The organism is Photorhabdus sp. RM323S, assembly GCF_042879375.1.
Taxonomy (GTDB): domain Bacteria; phylum Pseudomonadota; class Gammaproteobacteria; order Enterobacterales; family Enterobacteriaceae; genus Photorhabdus; species Photorhabdus tasmaniensis.
In genome coordinates, this window is the sequence record NZ_JBHFKZ010000022.1 from 38,681 (window position 1) to 61,291 (window position 22,611).

Sequence of the window (22,611 nt, forward strand, 5' to 3'; positions counted from 1 at the left end):
CTTAGTGTTCCCTTGGAAAAAGAGTGACGAGTCGTACCTGATTTTGGTCATTGATTTGGAGTGCATCCATTTCCGCTGATGTTAAAGAAATCTCATCGCTGTCATACGCAACATTCAGTAATAGCGCCCGAAAGTCACTAAAGCGCTGATTAGCAATGATGCAAGGTACCCCACCGGTTCTGGCAATTGACTTAACCCGGCTGACAGGAACAAGCCGGCTCTCTTTTACTGCGCGTATCCGGTCAATCTCGGCTTGTAGTAAAGCGCCCGCATCAAAAATATCGATATGGCCTTCATAGGCCAGACCTTCTTTTTCAAGGATCGTACGGGCCGGGACTGTTTTTTCATGAACCTGCCCTATTACCCGCTGCGCCTCAGCGGGTAATAGGGATATATAAACAGGATGAAGGGGCATCAATTCGGCAATGAAGGTTTTCGATCCAATACCCGTTAAATAGTCTGCCTGGGAAAAAGGAATACCAAAAAAGTGCTGTCCCAGCGCATTCCAAAAAGGTGAATTTCCTTTCTCATCTGCGACACCACGCATTTCAGCAAATATTATTTTAGAAAATAGATCCCTGAATGCCGCAATAAAAAGGAAACGCGCTTTAGAAAGAAACGTGCCGTTTTTCCCTTTATGATATTCCGGATCCAAGAACAAGGTACATAATTCGCTGTTACCGGTCTGATCTTGTTCCAGCGATAACGCTTCAATAACTTTATAGATTCCTAACTCACGTGACGAACGAATGGTTCTTTGTACACGAAAGTTATAAAACGGCTCCTCCAGCCCTACTGCCGCTTCTATGGCGCTGACACCCACGACACGATTCTCGCTGGTATTTTCCAGTACAAAAAGGAATCCCTGCTGGGCCCTGGCCAGTTTTCCATCGAAAGTATCCACGCTACGTGAAATACGTGAACGTAATTGCTCCAGGTTATTTGGTAAAGATGTCAGACCTATACCAGCGCGTTCAGATAAGGACTGAATACCATTTAAGTCACTATGCCGGACAGTTCGGAAAAGCATCATAACGTCACCTTCAACTTACCATTAACCCACGAACCGCATGATGGCGCTTTCAAGGCGAACCAGACCTTCATCAATATCAGCAAATTCGATGTTTAATGCTGGCGCAAAGCGCAATACATCCGGGCCGGCAATCAAGGCAATTAATCCTTCCTCTGCGGCTATATTGGTTAATTGTTTCGCCTTACCCTGCCAGGCTTGATTCAATTCAGCGCCTAAAAGCAGCCCTTTGCCCCGCAAACAACTGAATAGTTGATAGCGCTGATTCAATTCCGATAACTTATCCATGAAATATTCATGACGCTGCTGAACTCCGGTGAGGAGCTCTGTCTGGTTAATAATTGAAAGCACCTTATTGGCAACAGCGGCGGCCAAAGGATTACCGCCAAACGTCGTGCCGTGTGTTCCAGGTTGAAAAACTTCTGCAATAGGTTGTTTTGTCAACATGGCACCGATAGGGAACCCCCCTCCGAGACCTTTGGCACTGGTAAGAATATCAGGCTCAACACCATATTCCTGATAAGCATAAAGATAGCCGGTACGACCCATGCCAGTCTGAATTTCATCAAAAATGAGCAGCGCTTGAAAACGATCACATAATGTACGTAATTCCTGCAAAAATGCAGGATCGGCGGGAATAACGCCGCCTTCACCGATAATCGGCTCGACAATAACCGCACAAGTATGTTCAGAAATGTGTTCTCTGATCGCAGACACATCGTTATAAGGAAGATGCGTAATTTCTTGAGGAAGAGGAGCATAATCTTGTGAATATTTTGGTTGTCCTCCTACCGTAACAGTAAATAATGTCCTGCCATGAAAAGAATCTTTAAATGAGATAATCTCGTTCTTATTTTTTCCATATTTATCAGCGGCATATTTTCTGGCTAATTTTAATGCCGCCTCGTTAGCTTCTGCCCCTGAATTGCAGAAAAACACTTTATCAGCAAACGTATTTTCCACGAGTTTCTTTGCTAATTTCAGCACCGGCTCATTAGTGTAACCATTTCCTATATGCCATATTTTTTCAATCTGAGAAATTAACTCAGCCTTTAATTCGGGATGGGCGTGACCTAATGAATTAACCGCAATTCCACCAGCAAGATCAATATATTCCTTGCCATCCTGATCCCATACTCTCGAACCTTCCGCCCGAACAGGTATGAACTTGGCAGGAGAAAAACAAGGTACCATATAGTGATCAAACCAACTTCTCTGAATATTTTCTGACATAGATCATTTCCCCTTAAAATAGAGCGTATTCGGATGAGTGAAAGCAATATGCCCCGCACCATTTTTCATCTCATACTTACACAAATTATTAATGAATACCGAGATAAAAGGTTTACTGAGTTGAAACCTAAAAAACCTTAAAAATAATAAAATTACAGGATCTCGTTAGTATTATTCTTATTAATCCTCATCACTATTTTCGAAAAATAGTTGCTCAACCATTGGACAGATACTGTTGCTCGCGCTTAACAAAGTCAATACAAGTTATAAACAAAAAAAATACTTTTTGATCTCGTTCAAAATTCCAATAAGTATTTTTATGCACAACTTATGCGCATTAAGTGAATAATAAATGAATAAATAGTGAATACATTAGACCTGCTACATATAGATGAAAAAAATAAATAAATAATTATTCATTAATAACGCCAGAAATTTATCTATTCAAATGTAAAATAAAATTTGACGGAATTTAATTTTGTAAAAACCGGGGGAATCTATCATCAAAATAACAAAATAAGTGAACAATCTGACGACAACTTAATACAAAATTAACTATCCTGCCAAGAAGATTAGCCATGTGTGAACTTTCTTGGATTTCAAGCAATAACAGATCACTGTCTGGCTGGATTATTTGTAACAACTTGATCATATTCTGCTTTATCCTAATGATTTACTTGGGTAGAAAAACAGATAAGAGACGATCCAAAGACAATTATTTATGGAAATGATCCCTTTCCCTATTCTGTTCTAACTCGAAAAAATCCGGTATAAACAATGTATACCGGATTATCACACCAACGTTAAATTATTCAATATTCCTTAATATACCCGTATTACAGTGTCTCCTCATCACAACCGATTGCCAACACCTTATTCAACGCTTGAGCTAAAGCAATTCTATGAGCCTTATTCTCCAATAAACTAAAATGGTCACCCAGAACAGCAATCAATTGGAGTAAAGAATCAGGCATGACTTGTCCCCAACCTAATGATCGATCGACAGTTAACAGTTTCGGTTTTTCATCCGTAACAAAAGGACTCGCAGGGGGAAGTTCCGTCGCATAAAACTGATGCAGCGTTACCGCTAGTCCTTGCGGCTCATAATTTCCGACTATTTGCGCATAACGCTCTATCTGCTGCCAACTTTTTGCAACTAAATCAGGGCGCAGATTGGCGGGGTATAATGCTAATTCTTGCGCTGCTGCAATAAATTGCACCAAATTCAGTTCATCAATTTGCCGGTACAACGCCGCAACCTCTTCTGGGCGTTCCTCCCCAGACTGCTTTGCCAACTCAGCAAAGAACTGATGTTTAGGCTGCACAGGCTGTTCGCTGACATAATGAGGTGCTGGCGTATCAATCAATCCCAGGAAGTTCACCGTCTCACCAGTATGCAAAAGCTGCTGGGCAATGGCATAAGCCAATATACCGCCGGAAGAGTAACCACATATCCGATACGGACCTGCCGATTGAACCGCTTTCATCAAGCTGATCATGCTGGCCGCTTGCTCTTCCATCGTTGGCACCGTTTCATCACTGATGGACGACCAAGATACCGTATAAATCGGATAGCTTGACTGGATATGTTGAGCCAGCGCGAAGACATAAGAATAGTCTTCCATTCCACTGGGCACAAAGAACAACGGCAACTCTGTTCCACCTGTTCGCACCGGTATGGCACTGCTTTGTGACTGAGACTGCAAATCTGAGGTGATCTTCGCCGCCAATTCTGACAATACCGGGCATTGGAACACAGCATTCAATGTACAAATCATCCCCTGACTGGCGGCAAGATTTATCATGCGCACGGCAAGCAGTGAGTGACCGCCCAGTGCGAAGAAGCTGTCGTGCCGGCTGACCTGCTCAACCCCCAGCAATTCACACCAAATCGCCGCCAATGCCGTTTCTGTTTCCCCATACGGAGAAACGTAAACCTGATGGGCAACAGCTTTTTCGTCCGGTGCAGGTAATGCCTGACGATCCAGCTTGCCATTCGGGGTCAGCGGGAAGGCATCCAGACGCATAAAAGCACTTGGCACCATATAATCAGGCAATTGTGTACTCAGATGAGCGCGCAAATTGGCCGCTAATCTGTCATTTACCTCAGCCACCACATAAGCCACCAGATGTTTATCCCGCCCATCACCCAACGCCAACACCCGCGCTTCACGTACTGACGGGTACTCTGTTAGCCGCGCTTCGATTTCTCCCAGCTCAATACGGAAGCCGCGGATTTTAACCTGCTGGTCATTACGACCAACAAATACCAGATTACCGTCCGGTAGGTAACGGGCCAAATCCCCGGTTCGGTACATGCGTGCACCCGGTTTATTGCTAAAGGGATCCAGGAGGAAACGTTCCGCCGTCAAGTCAGGGCGGTTTAGATAACCCCGTGTCACACCCGCGCCACCAATATACAGCTCACCGACGCCCCCCAAAGGTACCGGCTGGCCCTGGGCATCCAACAGATAAACCCGTGTGTTGGCTGTCGGACGCCCGATAGGAACCCCTGTATCCGTATAGTCTGGTGGACAATGCCAGGCGGTGGCGCACACCGTGGTTTCTGTCGGGCCATAATCATTAAACAGATTTACCCGGTCACACAACACCTGGAGCAACGCCGTGCTCGGCGCTTCACCCCCCAATACCAATGTTGGCTTGATCGTTATCGCCGGTAAATCGTCCCCTTCCTGGAGCAAAGCCGGTGTCAGGAAAGCGTGCGTCACTTGCCGTTCTTCCAGATAATGCCAAAGGCGTAACGGATCCTGACGAACCGTGTCGGCTGGAATGACCAGACTGGCCCCAGCGCCCAATGCAGTCATCATTTCCGCGACACTGACATCGAAACCGAAGGAAACAAATTGCAATACCCGACTGGTTACACTCACGTCAAGCCGGGCAATTTGTGCCAAAGCCAGATTAACCACACTATGATGCTCGACCATCACCCCTTTCGGCTTGCCGGTCGAACCGGAGGTGTAAATCACATAGGCCAGATGCTGTGCAGTCAATGCCGGTACCTGTGGGTTGTTGTCCGGCTGGGCTGGTAATGAATTCAGGTCAAGCACGGTGAATCCTGTAAGTGCTTCCTCACCCAACGCTGTACGCCCGATATTATCCGTCAACAAAATAGCCGGCGCAGCATCCATCAGAATATGCACCAAACGTTCACCCGGATAGGCCGGATCCAATGGAACATAAGCGCCACCGGCTTTTAATACTGCCAGCAATCCCGCCACCATTGCCGATGAACGTGACACGCAAATCGCTACCCGCTGATCCGGTTCCACGCCCAATACAATCAGTTGATGTGCCAGCCGGTTAGCATGGGCATTCAGTTCGGCATAGCTGAGAGTCTGATCTTCATGCATCAGTGCCGTCGCATCTGGCGTTTTCTCTGCCTGTTGTTCAAATAACTGATGAATGCACAACAGGTCAGGATAAGCTGTTTCAGTAGCGTTCCAGGTTGCCATCAGCAGCCTGCGCTCTGCCGGAGCTAAAATATCGATTTCCCCAACCGGCCGTTGAGGATGAGCCACCATGACTCGCAGTACCGTGTGCAGATACCCCACATAGCGCTCGATTGTGGATTGATCAAACAGAGCGGTAGCGTAACTCAGTGTACCCACAATCCGCTCTTCTTCCTCAGACAGTTCCAGTTCCAGATCAAACTTGACTATATCAAGAACCGGATCAACCGATGAGACAGCCAACTCGGGCAGTTCCCATGGCGGGCTCTCATTATTTTGCCAGGCAAACATCACCTGGAACAGCGGGGTATGTGCCAGTCTGCGCGGTGGTTGTACAATTTCCACCACCTGATCAAACGGTAAATCCTGATGCTCTTGTGCCGCCAATGCGGTTTGCCGCATACGCGCCAGCAACTCAATCACATTTGGTGCCCCCGATAAATCAATACGTAAAGCCAGCGTATTGACAAAGAAACCAATCAGGGATTCCACCTCCTGGCGACTGCGGCCTGCACTCGGTGTGCCAATAACCACATCCTCCTGACCTGACAAGCGCGACAGGACCGTCGCCCAGGCTGACAACAGCGTCATGAATAACGTGACGCCTTGCTGTTCGCTCAAGCGCTTAAGGGATTGCGTCAATTCCGCATCCAGATCGATGGGCACCATATTCCCCGCAAATGATTGCAGGGGAGGACGTGGTCGATCGGTTGGCAAATCCAGCAACACCGGCGCGTCAGCCAGCATGGTACGCCAATAGTCAGATTGGACTTGAACCCGTTCAGCTGGCAGCCACTGACGCTGCCAGGCAGCGTAATCAGGGTATTGGATCGCCAATGGCGGTAGCGGGTCAGATTGCCCAGCAAGAAAAGCGGTATAGAGAGCACTTAACTCACTCATCAACACGCCTACAGACCAGCCGTCTGACACAATGTGATGCTGGGTGAGCAAGAACTGGTGTTCATCATCTGTGAGTCGGATCAGAGAAGCACGAATAAGCGGACCATGACAGAGGTCAAATGACGTGCGGACTTCCCCGACACTCAGGCGTTCAAGCACGGTTTCAGCATCCGGTGTCCCACGCAGGTCATATTGAGACAACGGCAAGCCACGATCCGCCGCCAACAGTTGTACTTGTGGCTGACCGTCAACGGAGACAAAGACCGAACGTAACGCTTCATGGCGGGCAAACAACGTGTCGAGCGCCTGCTGCCAGGCAACGATATCCAACTGACCACACAAGCGCAGTACCATCGGAATATGATAGGTATCACTAACCCCCTCAAACTGGGCAAGGAACCACAGACGCTGTTGGGCAAATGATAGCGGTAGCCCCCCCTCACGGGATATCGGCATGATGACAGGCAATACTTTGTGCTGTTCATCAAACTGGGCACGCATTACCTCAGCAAAGGCGATTAAAGTGGGGGCTTCAAATAACGTGTTCAGTGGCAGTTCGATACCTAACGCCGCTACCCGGTTCATCATCCGCACCGCCAGCAGCGAATGGCCACCCAGCGCAAAGAAATTGTCATACCGGCCAATCTGTTCAATCCCCAGCAACTCACGCCAAATAGCGGCCAGCGCAATTTCAGCTTCCCCCTGCGGGGCTTCATAGCGCTGACGGGCAAAGGCTTCTTCCCCCGGAACCGGCAATGCCCGACGATCCAGCTTACCGTTAGGAGTTAACGGAAAAGCCTCCAAGCGTACAAAAGCCGCCGGTATCATATAGTCAGGCAAAGCAGCTCTCAGGCAGGAATGCAGGCTGTCAATCTGCCCGTCCTCCGCCGGGGCCACCACATAGGCGACCAGCCGTTTATCCGCCCCGTCACCCAACGCCAATACCCGCGCTTCACGTACTGCCGGGTGTTCTGTTAGTCGCTCTTCAATTTCTCCCGGCTCAATACGGAAACCACGGATTTTAACCTGCTGGTCATTACGGCCAACAAACACCAGGTTGCCGTCCGGCAGGTAACGGGCCAAATCCCCGGTTCGGTACATCCGTGCACCCGGTTTATCGCTAAACGGATCCAGAAGGAAACGTTCTGCCGTCAAGTCAGGGCGGTTTAGATAACCCCGCGCCACACCCGCGCCGCCAATATACAATTCCCCCACCGCTCCCAGTGCTACTGGCTGACCGAAGGCATCCAACAGATAAACCCGCGTGTTGGCTGTCGGACGCCCGATAGGAACCCCTGTATCCGCCGCATAGTCTGGTGGACAATGCCAGGCGGTGGCGCACACTGTGCTTTCTGTCGGGCCATAATCATTAAACAGATTTACCCGGTCACACAACACCTGGAGCAACGTCGTACTGGGCGCTTCACCCCCCAATACCAATGTTATCTTGATCGTTATCGCCGGTAAATCACCCCCTTCCTGGAGCAAAGCCGGTGTCAGGAAAGCGTGCGTCACTTGCCGTTCTTCCAGATAATGCCAAAGGCGTAACGGATCCTGACGAACCGTGTCGGCTGGAATGACCAAACTGGCCCCAGCGCCCAATGCAGTCATCATTTCCGCGACACTGACATCGAAACCGAAGGAAACAAATTGCAATACCCGACTGGTTACACTCACGTCAAGCCGGGCAATTTGTGCCAAAGCCAGATTAACCACACTATGATGCTCGACCATCACCCCTTTCGGCGTGCCGGTCGAACCGGAGGTGTAAATTACATACGCCAGATGTCGTGCAGTCAGTTCAGGTGTCTGCGGATTGCTGTCCGGCTGGTCAAACAGGCTACTCGGGTCAAGCAAAACCCGTTCTGTCAGTGCCTTCTCACCCAACGCTGTACGTCCGACATTATCCGCCAACAAAATAGCCGGCGTGGCATCGATCAGAATATTCGCCAAACGCTCACCCGGATAGGCCGGGTCCAGTGGCACATAAGCACCACCCGCTTTTAATACTGCCAGCAATCCCACCACCATTGCCGGGGAACGGGTCACACAAATTGCCACCCGCTGGTCGGGTACGACACCCAGTGCGATCAACTGATGTGCCAGCCGGTTGGCACAGGCATTTAATTCGGCATAACTGAAAGTCTGCTCTTCATACACCAAAGCCGTAGCCTCTGGGTTTTCCTCCGCTTGCTGTTCAAACAATTGATGAATACATAACTGCTCAGGATACGCGGTTTCCGTGGCATTCCAGGTTTTCAGCAATAACGTGCGTTCCGTTTCAGGCAGGATATTCAGCGCCTGTACCGAGGTCTCCGGGGCCTGCTCAAGCGCCGCGACCAAACTCTCCAGCGCCTGTTGCATATAACCGCATATCCTGTCCGGATCAAACGGTTGCACTACCTGAGCCGTCAACCCCAGGGATCCACCAAAATCCTCCACTGATAGCGCCAATGGATAGTTGGTCCGCTCCTGTCCGCTAATAAATTTAATACCGCTGATCAGTTCATCCGACGTGTCCGGCAAGGCATTATGCCGATAGTTCAACAGACTATTAAACAAGGGGATCTCACCCCGCACACCGCTGCAACGCTGGGCCAGTACCAGTGAGGCATGTTCATGTACTAATAATCCAGCCAGTCGGTTATGGGCTGCCTGCACACTGTCCCATACCGGGGTCTCATCCACATCCAACCGTAACGGCAAAGTATTGATAAACAATCCCATCCCGCTGTCAGCACCGTCTCCTGCCTGCATACGCCCAAACAGCACGGTGCCGAACACCACTTTCTGCTGACCACAGGTACGCGATAACACCTGCGCCCAAGCCAGATGACACAGTGCTGCCAGACTGACACCTAAACACCGGGCCTGATGACGTAAACGGTCATTCAGTGTGCTCGTCAACATCCGCTGGAATTCCGTCACCTGTGAGCCATCACGATACACCTCCGTCAACCCAAACGGCAGGGTGGGTTCATCGACCTCCGCCAGCATGTCGGTAAAGAAATGGGTATGCGCTTCCTGACTGATACCGAGCCGGGCCTGCGCCACCAGATTGCGGAAAGGCACCGGCGCAGGCAAATGCGCTTCCTGACCGGTAAGATACGCCTGGACTTCGCGATCCATCACTTCCAGCGTGGTATGGTCACCAATCAGATGATGCTGATATTCAAACAGGATCCAGCGGCCCTCAGTGCTTTCCTGCACAATCACATAATGCAGCAAAGGTGCCCGGCTCAAATCGAGACGATAATGACTTGGGTTAAAACGGCTGGTTAACGGGTCACTGATCGGCCTATCGGCCGGATCCAGCGTCAATTCAGTGACGGATAATTGGGCCTGACGCCAAACCACCTGCGCCGGCACAGACAATCCTTGCCAGATAAAGGCGGTACGTAAAATATCGTGCCGATCAATTATTCGTTGAACCGCCGTCAAATAATTATCCAATAGCGTCCGGTCAGCAAAAACCATCTGACTGATCAACAGATACGGATCGTCTTCACTCTCCAGCAAATGGTGGAACAAAATGCCATCCTGCAACGGCGACAACGCATAGATATCCTGAATATTATTGATCCCCCCAGGCACCAGCCCGACAATGTGATCAATTTCAGGCTGGGTCAGATCAATTAACGGTAATAGATCCGGGGTCAACGCCACCGTATCCGGTGTAATACGGTTATCTGGCACCGGAATTTCATCATGCTGAACCAAAGACTGTGCCAAAACATGAAGTGTTGGATGCCGGAATAACGTTTGTACCGATACGCCCAGACCGATACGCCGCAATCGTTCAATCATCCGTACAACAAGGAGTGAATGACCACCCAGCGCAAAGAAACTGTCATGCCGGCTAACCTGTTCAACTCCCAGCAACTCACACCAGACTGCCGCCAGCATTGTTTCTATCTTCCCTTGCGGGGCGGCATAAATCTGACGGGCAAACGCCCCCTCCCCCGGAGCCGGCAACAGCCGGCGATCCAGCTTGCCGTTCGGGGTTAATGGGAAGACATCCAAACGCACAAAGGCCGATGGCACCATATAGTCAGGCAAAATTGTACTCAGATGGCAACGCAAACTGTTAACCAGCCCGTCTTCCTCTGGTGCCACCACATAAGCCACCAGCCGTTTATCCTGCCCATCATCCAACGCCAATACCCGCGCTTCATGTACTGCCGGGTGCTCTGTTAGCCGCGCTTCGATTTCTCCCGGCTCAATACGAAAACCGCGGATTTTAACCTGCTGGTCATTACGACCAACAAATACCAGATTACCGTCCGGCAGGTAGCGGACCAAATCCCCAGTTCGGTACATCCGTGCACCCGGTTTATCGCTAAACGGATCCAGAAGGAAACGTTCTGCCGTCAAGTCAGGGCGGTTTAGATAACCCCGCGCCACACCCGCGCCGCCAATATACAATTCCCCCACCGCTCCCAGTGCTACTGGCTGACCGAAGGCATCCAACAGATAAACCCGCGTGTTGGCCGTCGGGCGACCGATAGGAACCCCTGTATCCGCATAGTCTGGTGGACAATGCCAGGCGGTGGCGCACACCGTGCTTTCTGTCGGACCATAATCATTAAACAGATTCACCCTGCCACACAATTTCTGGAACAGCGCCGTGCTGGGCACTTCACCCCCCAGTATCAATGTTGGCTTGATCGTCATCGCCGGTAAATCGCCCCCTTCCTGGAGCAGAGCTGATGTCAGGAAAGCGTGCGTCACTTGCTGTTCTTCCAGATAATGCCAAAGGCGTAACGGATCCTGACGAACCGTGTCGGCAGGAATAACCAAGCTGGCCCCAGCGCCCAATGCAGTCATCATTTCCGCGACACTGGCATCGAAACCAAAGGAAACAAATTGCAAGATCCGACTAGTTACACTCACGTCAAGCCGGGCAATTTGTGCCAAAGCCAGATTAACCACACTATGATGCTCGACCATCACCCCTTTTGGCGTGCCAGTCGAACCGGAGGTGTAAATCACATACGCCAGATGTCGTGCGGTCAATGCCGGTAGCTGTGGGTTACTGTCCGGCTGGTCTGGCTGTAAATTCGGGTCAAGTACCGTCAGACTTGCCGGTACTTTCTCACCCAGTACGACACATCCGGCATTATCCGCCAACAAGATAACCGGTGTGGCATCGATCAGAATATTTGCCAGACGTTCACCCGGATAGGCCGGATCCAGTGGCACATAAGTGCCACCGGCTTTCAATACCGCCAGCAATCCCACCACCATTGCCGGGGAACGGGCCACACAAATCGCCACCCGCTGTTCCGGCTCTACACCCAGCGCCATCAATTGATGAGCCAACCGGTTAGCCCGGGCATTCAGTTCGGCATAACTGAGGGGCTGGTTTTCATACACCAAAGCCGTAGCTTCTGGGTTTTCCTTCGCTTGCTGTTCAAACAATTGATGAATGCATAACTGCTCAGGATACGCGGTTTCCGTGGTATTCCAGGTTTTCAGCAACAACGTGCGTTCCGTTTCCGGCAAAATATTCATTGCCCGTACCGGGGTCTCCGGAGCTTGTTCCAACACCTCGATCAGACTTTCTAGCGCCTGCTGCATATAACCGCATATCCTGTCCGGATCAAATGGTTGCACTACCTGAGCCGTCAGCCCCAAGGATCCACCAAAATCCTCCACCGAGAGCGCTAATGGATAGTTGGTCCGCTCCTGTCCGCTAATAAATTCAATACCGCTGATCAGTTCATCCGACGTATCCGGCAAGGCATTATGTCGATAGTTCAACAGACTATTAAACAAGGGGATCTCACCGCACACACTACTGCAACGCTGGGCCAGCGCCAGTGAGGCATGTTCATGAGCCAATAATCCAGCCAGTCGGTTATGGGCTGCCTGTACGCTATCTCGTACCGGGGTCTCATCCACATCCAACCGTAATGGCAAAGTATTGATAAACAATCCCATCCCGCTGTCAGCACCGTCTCCCGCCTGCATACGCCCAAACAGTACGGTGCCGAACACCACTTTCTGCTGACCACAGGTACGCGATAACACCTGCGCCCAAGCCAGATGACACAGCGCTGCCAGACTGACGCCTAAACACCGGGCCTGACGACGCAAACGGTCATTCAGTGTGCTCGTCAACATCCGATGGGATTCCGTCACCTGCGAGCCATCATGATGCACCTCCGTCAACCCGAACGGCAGGGTGGGTTCATCGACCTCCGATAACATCTCGGTAAAGAAACGGGTATGCGCTTCCTGACTGATACCGAATCTGGCCTGCGCCACCAGATTGCGGAACGGCACCGGTGCAGGCAGGCTCGCCTCCTGACCGGTAAGATACGCCTGCACTTCACGATGCATCACTTCCAGCGTGGTATGGTCACCAATCAGATGATGCTGATATCCAAACAGGATCCAGCGTCCCCCAACGCCTTCCTGCACAATCACAAAATGCAGCAAAGGTGCCCGGCCCAAATCAAGACGATAATGACCTGGGTTAAAATGCCCGATTAACGGGTCACTGATCGGCCCGTCGGCCAGATCCAGCGTCAATTCAGTGACGGATAATTGGGCCTGACGCCAAACCACCTGCGCTGGCACGGACAATCCTTGCCAGATAAAGGCGGTACGTAAAATATCGTGCCGATCAATTATCTGTTGAACCGCCGTCAAATAATTATCCAGCAGCGTCCGGTCAGCAAAAGCCATCTGACTGATCAACAGATACGGATCGCCTTCACTCTCCAGCAAATGGTGGAACAAAATGCCATCCTGCAACGGCGACAACGCATAGATATCCTGAATATTATTGATCCCCCCAGGCACCAGCCCGACAATGAGATCAATTTCAGGCTGGGTCAGATCAATCAACGGCAACAGGTCCGGGGTCAACGCCACCGTATCCGGGGTAACACGGTTATCAGGCACCAGAATTTCATTGTGCTGAACCAAAGACGGTGCCAGAACACAGAGTGTTGGATGCTGAAATAGCGTTTGTACCGATATGCCCAAACCGATACGCCGCAAGCATTCAATCATGCGCACGGCAAGCAATGAATGACCGCCCAACGCAAAGAAGCTGTCATACCGGCTGATCTGCTCAATGCCCAATAACTCACCCCAGATGGCGGCCAGGGTCATCTCAGCCTCTCCTTGCGGGGCGGCATAAATCTGACGGGCAACATCTTCTTCCCCCGGTGCCGGTAACGCCCAGTGATCTAACTTGCCGTTCGGCATCAACGGGAAGGCATCCAGACGCACAAAAGCCGCCGGCACCATATAATCAGGTAAAACTGCACTCAGGTGTTCGCGCAAACGGACAGCCAACCCCTCTTTCTCTTCCGCAGCTACATAGGCCACCAGCCGTTTACTCTGCCCATCATCCAACGCCAGCACTGCCGACTCTTGCACCGCTGGATGTTCCATCAACCGGGTTTCGATTTCCCCCAGTTCAACCCGGAAGCCGCGGATTTTCACCTGATGGTCGTTTCGGCCCAGGAATTCCAGGTCGCCATCCGGCAGGTAACGGGCCAAATCTCCGGTACGATACATGCGCGCACCGGATACCGAACTAAACGGATCTGGTATAAAACGCTCCGCACTCAATGCCGGCTGGTTAAGATAACCGCGCGCCACCCCGACGCCACCAATATACATTTCGCCAATGCCGCCTAATGGTACCGGTTGACTCTCTCTGTCCAACAGGTAGACGCAGGTATTCTTCAGCGGCCGGCCGATAGAACCCGCATCCTCCAGAGATAATATTTCCTTACAGGTCGCCGTCACGGTATTTTCCGTCGGGCCATACGCGTTCAATAGTCGGGGGCGGTGGGTTTCCTGGGTAAACCACGCCTGAATGGCGTTCTTCTTGACCGCCTGCCCCCCAAAAACCATTAACCGGAGCTCATTGGGTAATGACAACGCATTCTCTGCGGTCATCAGTTCGGACCAAAATGACGCGGGCAGAAACATCACGGTGATACGGTATTGCCGGGATAAGTCAATAAATTCCCGCATAGACGCCAGCCAGCTATCATCCCGCATCACCAGTGTGGCACCACGACATAATGACGAGAAACACTCTTCCACTAACACATCAAAGGCAAAAGAGGCAAATTGCAACACCCGGTCTTGTGCCGTAATGGCGTAGGTCTCATTCACCCCCAGATGACGCTGATACACCGCCTGATGTTCGACCATCACCCCTTTCGGCTGACCGGTTGACCCGGAGGTGTAAATCACATACGCCAGATGTTGAGGCGTCAATCCAGTCAGCGGTGGATTGCGGTCTGGCTGGTGCGGCAAGATATTTGGGTCCAGCACCGTCAGCCCGGCCAACGCCTCCTCACCCAGTGCTTTCCGGCCAGTCGCATCAACCAGAACCACCGACGGGGCGGTATCGTTCAGGATATACACCAGCCGCTCTCTGGGATAAGCCGGATCCAGTGGCACATAAGCGCCACCGGCTTTCAACACTGCCAGCAGCGCCACCACCATCACCGGTGAACGGGCCACACCAATCACCACTCGCTGGCCCGGTGTCACCCCCAGCGCCATCAGTTGATGAGCCAGCCGGTTAGCGCGGGCATTTAATTCCACATAACTGAGGGACTGATCTTGATATTCTAACGCCGTGGCATTCGGGGTTTGCTCTGCCTGCTGCTCAAACAGCTGATGAATACATAACGGCTCAGGATAAGGGGTTTCCGTCGTGTTCCCGATTTTTAGCAACAACGTGCGTTCCGTTTCCGGCAGGATATTCAGCGCCCGTACCGGGGTCTCCGGGGCCTTCTCAAGCGCCGCGACCAAACTCTCCAGCGCCTGTTGCATATAACCGCATACCCGATCCGGTTCAAACGGCTGTACCACATGAGCGATCAGCCCCAATGTGGTGCCATCATCCTCTATCGACAGGCCAAAGGGGTAGTTAGTGCGCTCCTGTTCATTCAGGAATTCAATCCCGGCCATCGTTTCATCCAGTGGATCCGGCTGCTCATTATGCCGGTAGTTCAACAGGGCACTAAAGAGGGGTGTACCGCTGGCAACCCCGCTGCATCGCTGGGCCAGCGCCAGTGAGGCGTGTTCATGCTCCAGCAACCCGGCCAGCCGCAGATGCACCGCCCGCACGCTGTCCCGTACCGGGGTTCCATCCATATCCAGCCGCAGCGGCAGAGTATTAATAAACAACCCCATCCCACTGTCAGCCCCTTCTCCCACCGCCATCCGCCCAAGCAGCACAGTGCCAAACACCACTTGCTCCTGCCCGCTGGTTCGCGACAGGACTTGTGCCCAGGCCAGATGACACAACGCCGCCAGACTGACGCCTAAACACCGAGCCTGACGGCGCAGGCGATCACTTATCCCAGCCGTCAGCATCCGGTAGGCTTCCGTTACTCTTGAGCCATCACGATGCACCTCCGCCAGCCCGAACGGCAGCGTTGGCTCATCCACCACCGCCAGCATGTCGGTAAAGAAACGAGTATGCTTCTCCTGACTCACCCCCAGCCGAGCCTGTGCCACCAGATTACGGAACGGAACCGGGGAAAGCAGACTGTCCTCACGTTCGGCAAGATACGCTTGCACTTCACGGTGCATCACTTTCATTGTGGTATAGTCGCCAAGCAAGTGATGTTGCAATTCCAGTAAAAACCAGCGGCCATCGGTCTCCTGAGCAATCACAAAACGAAGCAAAGGGGCCTGGCTCAAATCAAGGCGATAATGACAGGGATTAAAACGTTGAGCCAGTTGATCACAAACCGGCCCATCAACCGGGTCCAGTGTCAATTCAGTCACTGACAAAGGGGCCTGACGCCAGACCACCTGCGCCGGCACAGACAATCCTTGCCAGATAAAGGCGGTACGCAGAATATCGTGGCGATCAACGACTTGTTGCACCGCGACCAGATAACGGTCCAGCAGAGACCGATCAGCAAAAGCCATCTGACCGGCTAATAAATACGGATCACCTTCGCTTGCCAGTAAGTGGTGAAATAAAATACCGTCCTGCAACGGTGACAACGCATAGATATCCTGAATATTGGCAACCCCACCTGGCACTTGCCCGACAATATCGTCAATCTCTGGCTGAGTCAGATCGATCAGCGGCAACATCGCCGGTGTTAACACCGTGGTGGCTGGCGTAATAACATTGGCAGGTACCCTCACCGCGTGATGCCGCCCCAATGTTTGCGCCAGTTCAGACAGCACCGGCGACTGGAACAGATCACGCGCCGTCAGGGTCAACCCCAGATGACGCAAGCGTTCAATCATGCGCACGGCGAGCAGTGAATGACCGCCCAACGCAAAGAAACTGTCATGCCGGCTGACCTGCTCAATGCCCAATAACTCACCCCAGATGGCGGCCAGGGCCATCTCAGCCTCTCCTTGCGGGGCGGCATAAATCTGACGGGCAACATCTTCTTCTCCCGGTGCCGGCAACGCCCGGTGATCTAACTTGCCGTTTGGCATCAACGGGAGGGCATCCAGACGCACAAAAGCCGCCGGTACCATATAATCAGGTAAAACTGCACTCAGGTGTTCGCGCAAACGGGCAACTAACCCGTCATTTGCTTCTACCGCCACATAGGCGACCAACCGTCTGTCTCGTCCTTCATCCAGCGCCAGCACCACCGCTTCCTGCACTGCCGGGTATTCCATCAACCGGGTTTCAATTTCCCCCAGTTCAACTCGGAAGCCGCGGATTTTCACCTGATGGTCGTTTCGGCCCAGGAATTCCAGGTCGCCATCCGGCAAGTAACGGGCCAAATCCCCGGTGCGGTACATACGCGCTCCGGATACCGGGCTAAAGGGATCCGGCATAAAACGTTCTGCACTCAACACTGGCCGGTTAAGATAACCCCTAGCCACCCCGACACCACCAATATACATTTCGCCAATGCCGCCTAATGGTACCGGTTGCCCCTCTCTGTCCAACAGATAGACACAGGTATTCTTAAGTGGCCGTCCGATAGAACCCGCATCTTCCAGAGACAATATTTCCTTACAGGTCGCCGTCACCGTATTTTCTGTCGGGCCATACGCGTTCAATAGTCGGGGCCGGTGGGTTTCCTGGGTAAACCATGCCTGAATGGCACTCTTTTTGACCGACTGACCACCAAAAACCATCAAACGGAGCCCATCCGGCAGCGACAATGCATCATCTGCGATCATCAGTTCGGACCAAAACGACGCTGGCAGAAACATCACGGTGATACGGTATTGCCGGGATAAGTCAATAAATTCCCGCATAGATGCCAGCCAGCTATCATCCCGCATCACCAGCGTGGCACCACGACACAATGACGAGAAACACTCTTCCACTAACACATCAAAGGCAAAAGAGGCAAATTGCAACACCCGGTCTTGTGCCGTAATGGTATAGGCCTCATTCACCCCCAGATGACGTTGATACACCGCCTGATGTTCGACCATCACCCCTTTCGGCTGCCCGGTTGAACCGGAGGTGTAAATCACATACGCCAGATGTTGTGGCGTCAATCCAATCAGCGGTGGATTGCGATCTGGCTGGTCCGGCAAGATATTTGGGTCCAGCACCGTCAGCCCGGCCAGCGCCTCTTCACCCAGCGCTTTCCGGCCAGTCTCATCAACCAGAACCACCGACGGGGCGGTATCGTTCAGGATATACACCAGCCGCTCTCTGGGATAAGCCGGATCCAGTGGCACATAAGCGCCACCGGCTTTCAGCACCGCCAGCAAAGCCACCACCATCATCGGTGAACGGGCCGCACCAATCACCACTCGCTGGCCCGGTGTCACCCCCAGCGCCATCAGTTGATGAGCCAGCCGGTTAGCGCGGGCATTTAATTCCGCATAACTGAGGATCTGATCTTGATATTCTAACGCCGTGGCCTGCGGGGTTTGCTCTGCCTGTTGCTCAAACAGCTGATGAATACATAACGGCTCAGGATAAGGGGTTTCCGTCGTGTTCCCGATTTTTAGCAACAACGTGCGTTCCGTTTCCGGCAGGATATTCAGCGCCCGTACCGGGGTCTCCGGGGCCTTCTCAAGCGCCGCGACCAAACTCTCCAGCGCCTGTTGCATATAACCGCATATTCTTTCCGGATCAAACGGCTGCACTACATAAGCAGTCAGCCCCAAAGAAGAACCGCCATCCTCCACCGACAGCCCAAACGGATAGTTAGTCCGTTCCTGTTCGCCCAGGAATTCAATCCCGGCCATCGTTTCATCCAGTAGATCCGGCTGCTTATTATGCCGGTAGTTTAATAGGGCACTAAAAAGGGGCGTCCCATTGGCAACGCCACTGCACCGCTGGGCCAGCGCCAGTGAAGCATGTTCATGCGCCAATAACCCGGCCAGCCGCAGATGCACCACCTGCACGCAGTCTCGGACCGAGGTCTCATCCATATCCAACCGCAGCGGCAACGTATTGATAAACAGCCCCATCCCACTGTCCGCGCCGTTTCCCGCCGCCATCCGCCCAAACAGTACAGTGCCAAACACCACTTGCTCCTGTCCGCAGGTACGCGACAGGACCTGTGCCCAAGCTAAATGACACAACGCTGCCAGACTGACACCCAAACGCCGGGCTTGATGACGAAGGCGATCATTTAACGTCGGTGTCAGCAGCCGGAAGGATTCCGTCACCCGCGAGCCATCACGATGCACCGCCGTCAGCCCGAACGGCAGCGTCGGCTCATCCACTTCGGCCAACATGTCGGTAAAGAAACGGGTGTGTTCTTCCCGACTCACTCCCAACCGGGCCTGTGCCACCAGATTGCGGAACGGCACCGGGACCGGCAGGCTCTCAGCCTGCCCGGAAAAATATGCCTGAACTTCATGTTTCATCACTTCCATCGTTTCATGGTCGCCGATCAAGTGATGCTGTAATTCCAGTAAAAACCAACGGCCATCGGTTTCTTGGGCGACGACAAAATACAGTAACGGGGCCTGACTCAAATCAATACGATATTGCCCGGGATCAAAACGCCGGGTTAACTGGTCAATGACCGGGCCATCAACCGGGTCCAGCATCAGTTCCGTCACTGGCAAGGTTGCCTGACGCCAAACCACCTGCGTCGGCACAGATAATCCTTGCCAGATAAAGGCGGTACGCAAAATATCGTGGCGATCAACCGCCTGTTGCACTGCCGCCAAATAACGATCCAGCAGAGCGCGGTTAGCAAAGACCACCGGATAGAGCACCAGATACGGGTCGCCTTCCTGTTCCAACACGTGGTGAAACAGGATACCGTCCTGTAACGGCGACAGCGCATAGATATCCTGAATATGGGTGATCCCGCCCGGCACCTGCTCGACAATGTGGTCAATATCAGCCTGAGTCAAATCAATCAACGGCAACATCTCAGGCGTCAGCGCCGTGGTTGTCGGTGTAATCACGTTAGGCGGCACTATCACGGCCTGATGCTGCCCCAACGTTTGGGCCAAATCTGACAGCACCGGCGACTGGAACAGATCACGCGCCGCCAGGGTCAACCCCAAGTGACGCAAGTGCTCAATCATCTGCACGCCAAGCAGTGAGTGCCCGCCTAGCGCAAAGAAGCTGTCATGCCGGCTGATCTGCTCAATACCCAGTAACTCACGCCAGAGAGCCGCCAGAGTTATCTCGGCTTCCCCTTGCGGGGCTTCATAGATCTGACGGGCAAAATCGTTTTCCCCCGGTGCCGGTAATGCCCGACGATCCAACTTGCCACTTGGGGTCTGCGGAAAGGTATTCAGATGCACAAAAGCCGCTGGCACCATATAGTCAGGCAAAATGGCACTCAAGTGTGCACGCAAATCGGCAGCCAATCCCTCATGCACTTGCGCTGCCACATAGGCAACCAAACGTTTGCCTTGCCTGCCATCCAGCGCCAATACCGCCACCTCTTGCACCGCCGGATGTTCCATCAACCGGGTTTCAATTTCCCCCAGCTCAACCCGGAAACCACGGATTTTCACCTGCTCATCGTTACGGCCCAGGAATTCCAGATCGCCGTCCGGCAGGTAACGGGCCAAATCCCCGGAGCGATACATCCGTGCACCCTCTACCGGACTAAAGGGATCCGACATAAAACGTTCCGCACTCAACGCCGGCTGGTTCAAATAACCCCGTGCCACCCCGACGCCACCAATATACATTTCGCCAACACAACCTATTGGTACCGGTTGACCATCTTTGTCCAGTAGGTAGATGCGAACATTTTTAGTCGGCCGACCGATAGAGCGCGCATCTTCCGGGGATAACACGTCCTTATAGGTCGCCGTCACGGTATTTTCCGTCGGACCATAACCATTCAATAGCCGGGGCCGGTGGCCTTCCTGGGTAAACCAGTCCTGAACCGCGTTCTTTTTGACCGCCTCACCACCAATAATAATGAGCCGGAGGCAATCCGGTAACGGTAATCCATTATCTCTGGCTGCCAGTTCAGACCAGAATAAGGTCGGCAGTGACATTACCGTAATGCGATATTGCCGGGTTAAATCAATAAACACCGGCACCGAAGCCAACCAATTATCATCCCGCATCACCAGCGTGGCCCCGTTGCATAATGACGAGAAGAAATCTTCTACGGAAACATCAAAGGCAAAAGCGGAAAACTGCAACACCCGGTCTTGTGCGGTGACGGTGTAAGTCTCATTAAAACCCAGATAACGTTGATAAATCGCCTGATGCTCGACCATCACCCCTTTCGGCTGGCCGGTTGAACCGGAGGTATAGATGATGTAAGCCAGATGCTGGGGGGTCAACGCCGGGAGCTGTGGGTTACTGACCGACTGGTCTGGCAGGGTATGCGGATCCAGTACCGTCAACCCGGCCAGCGCTTCCTCGCCCAGCGCCATCCGGCCAGTCACATCAGCCAACACCACGGATGGAGCTGTATCATTCAGGATATACGCCAACCGTTCTGCCTGATAGGTTGAATCCAGCGGCACATAAGCACCGCCGGCTTTCAACACCGCCAGCAAAGCCACCACCATTGTCGGGGAGCGTGCCACACAAATTGCCACCGGCTGATCCGGAGTGACACCCAGCGCTATCAGTTGATGGGCCAGACGGTTGGCGCAAGCATTTAATTCGGCATAGCTGAGGATCTGCTCTTGATACACCAACGCCGTCGCCTGTGGAGCTTGCTCTACCTGTTGTTCAAACAGCTGATGAATACATAACGCATCAGGGTACGGAGTTTCTGTGGTGTTCCAGGTTTCCAGCAATAATGTACGTTCAGCCTCTGGCAATAAATTTAGCTGCCAGACAGGGATTTCATCCCCTCTTTTTGACGAGACTAATACCTGTAAATGCTCACCCATCCGCTGAACCACCTCCTCGCTCAGACGGTTTGCATCGTATATCCAGCGAAAACCGCCCTGTGTATTCACCTGGAGCGTCAACAATTCACCGAGTATCGCCTGCTCATCCTGTCTGTCACCCTGTATCGCCGAGACGGCGATCTGCCACGGCCGGTGGGTTGTCAGCGCCGGGATAGCCTGCAATGAAGGCAAGCGGGTAAGGAGATCATGACTAAATGTCCGGTGCTGCACCAGCCGGGCAAGCTCGTCATTAATCCAGTCAGCAACCGCCCCCCACGGCTTATCAAATGCCACCTCAACAGCCATAGGCACCACAGGCGCCAAATCTGCCGGTGTCTCATTTAACGTATTCACTCCCCAACCGATTTGGAATTCGGTCTGCTGAGTCAAACGCGCAAGATAGATAACGAATGCCTGTAATAGTACCTGTAATGGGTTCTCTTCACCTTTTTTTAGCAACGGAGACTGCCAGGCACTCATGATCCATCTGGGTTCTGCCTGATCCCCGGTTATTTCGAAAGGTAACTGGAATGGCCGCAAAGCGGCAAGACGCTCATACCAAAATGATTCACTGAGGGTGAACGCCTGGAGGATATTGTCTGTATTTTGAGTCGGTTGTGGCGCGTCGGTTATGTTTTCTGACGTTTGAGAGAGGAGTTCCACTTTACAAGCACTTCCCATTTTAGCAACGTTATCTTTCAT

At 52.4% G+C, this 22,611-nt stretch carries 3 protein-coding genes; all 3 read right to left on the minus strand.

All coding sequences use genetic code 11. From position 1 onward, the window contains the following. Window position 1 precedes the first annotated feature (1 nt). Window positions 2–1,033, minus strand: coding sequence for an arginine N-succinyltransferase (gene astA / locus ACGF7G_RS11390; protein WP_387465554.1), 1,032 nt, complete (start codon window positions 1,031–1,033; stop codon window positions 2–4). A 21-nt stretch (window positions 1,034–1,054) separates the two neighbouring features. After that, window positions 1,055–2,263 (minus strand): aspartate aminotransferase family protein, encoded by a 1,209-nt coding sequence (locus ACGF7G_RS11395; protein ID WP_387465556.1) that lies wholly within the window; start codon window positions 2,261–2,263, stop codon window positions 1,055–1,057. Between the two features lie 836 nt (window positions 2,264–3,099). Further along, entirely contained in the window at window positions 3,100–22,611 is a 19,512-nt protein-coding gene (locus ACGF7G_RS11400) for an amino acid adenylation domain-containing protein (protein ID WP_387465558.1), read from the minus strand.

Bases quoted from the DNA above. Each gene is read 5' to 3' on its own strand.
- ACGF7G_RS11400 (WP_387465558.1), bottom strand. From the start codon at position 22,611: ATGAAAGATAACGTTGCTAAAATGGGAAGTGCTTGTAAAGTGGAACTC.
- ACGF7G_RS11395 (WP_387465556.1), bottom strand. From the start codon at position 2,263: ATGTCAGAAAATATTCAGAGAAGTTGGTTTGATCACTATATGGTACCT.
- astA (WP_387465554.1), bottom strand. From the start codon at position 1,033: ATGATGCTTTTCCGAACTGTCCGGCATAGTGACTTAAATGGTATTCAG.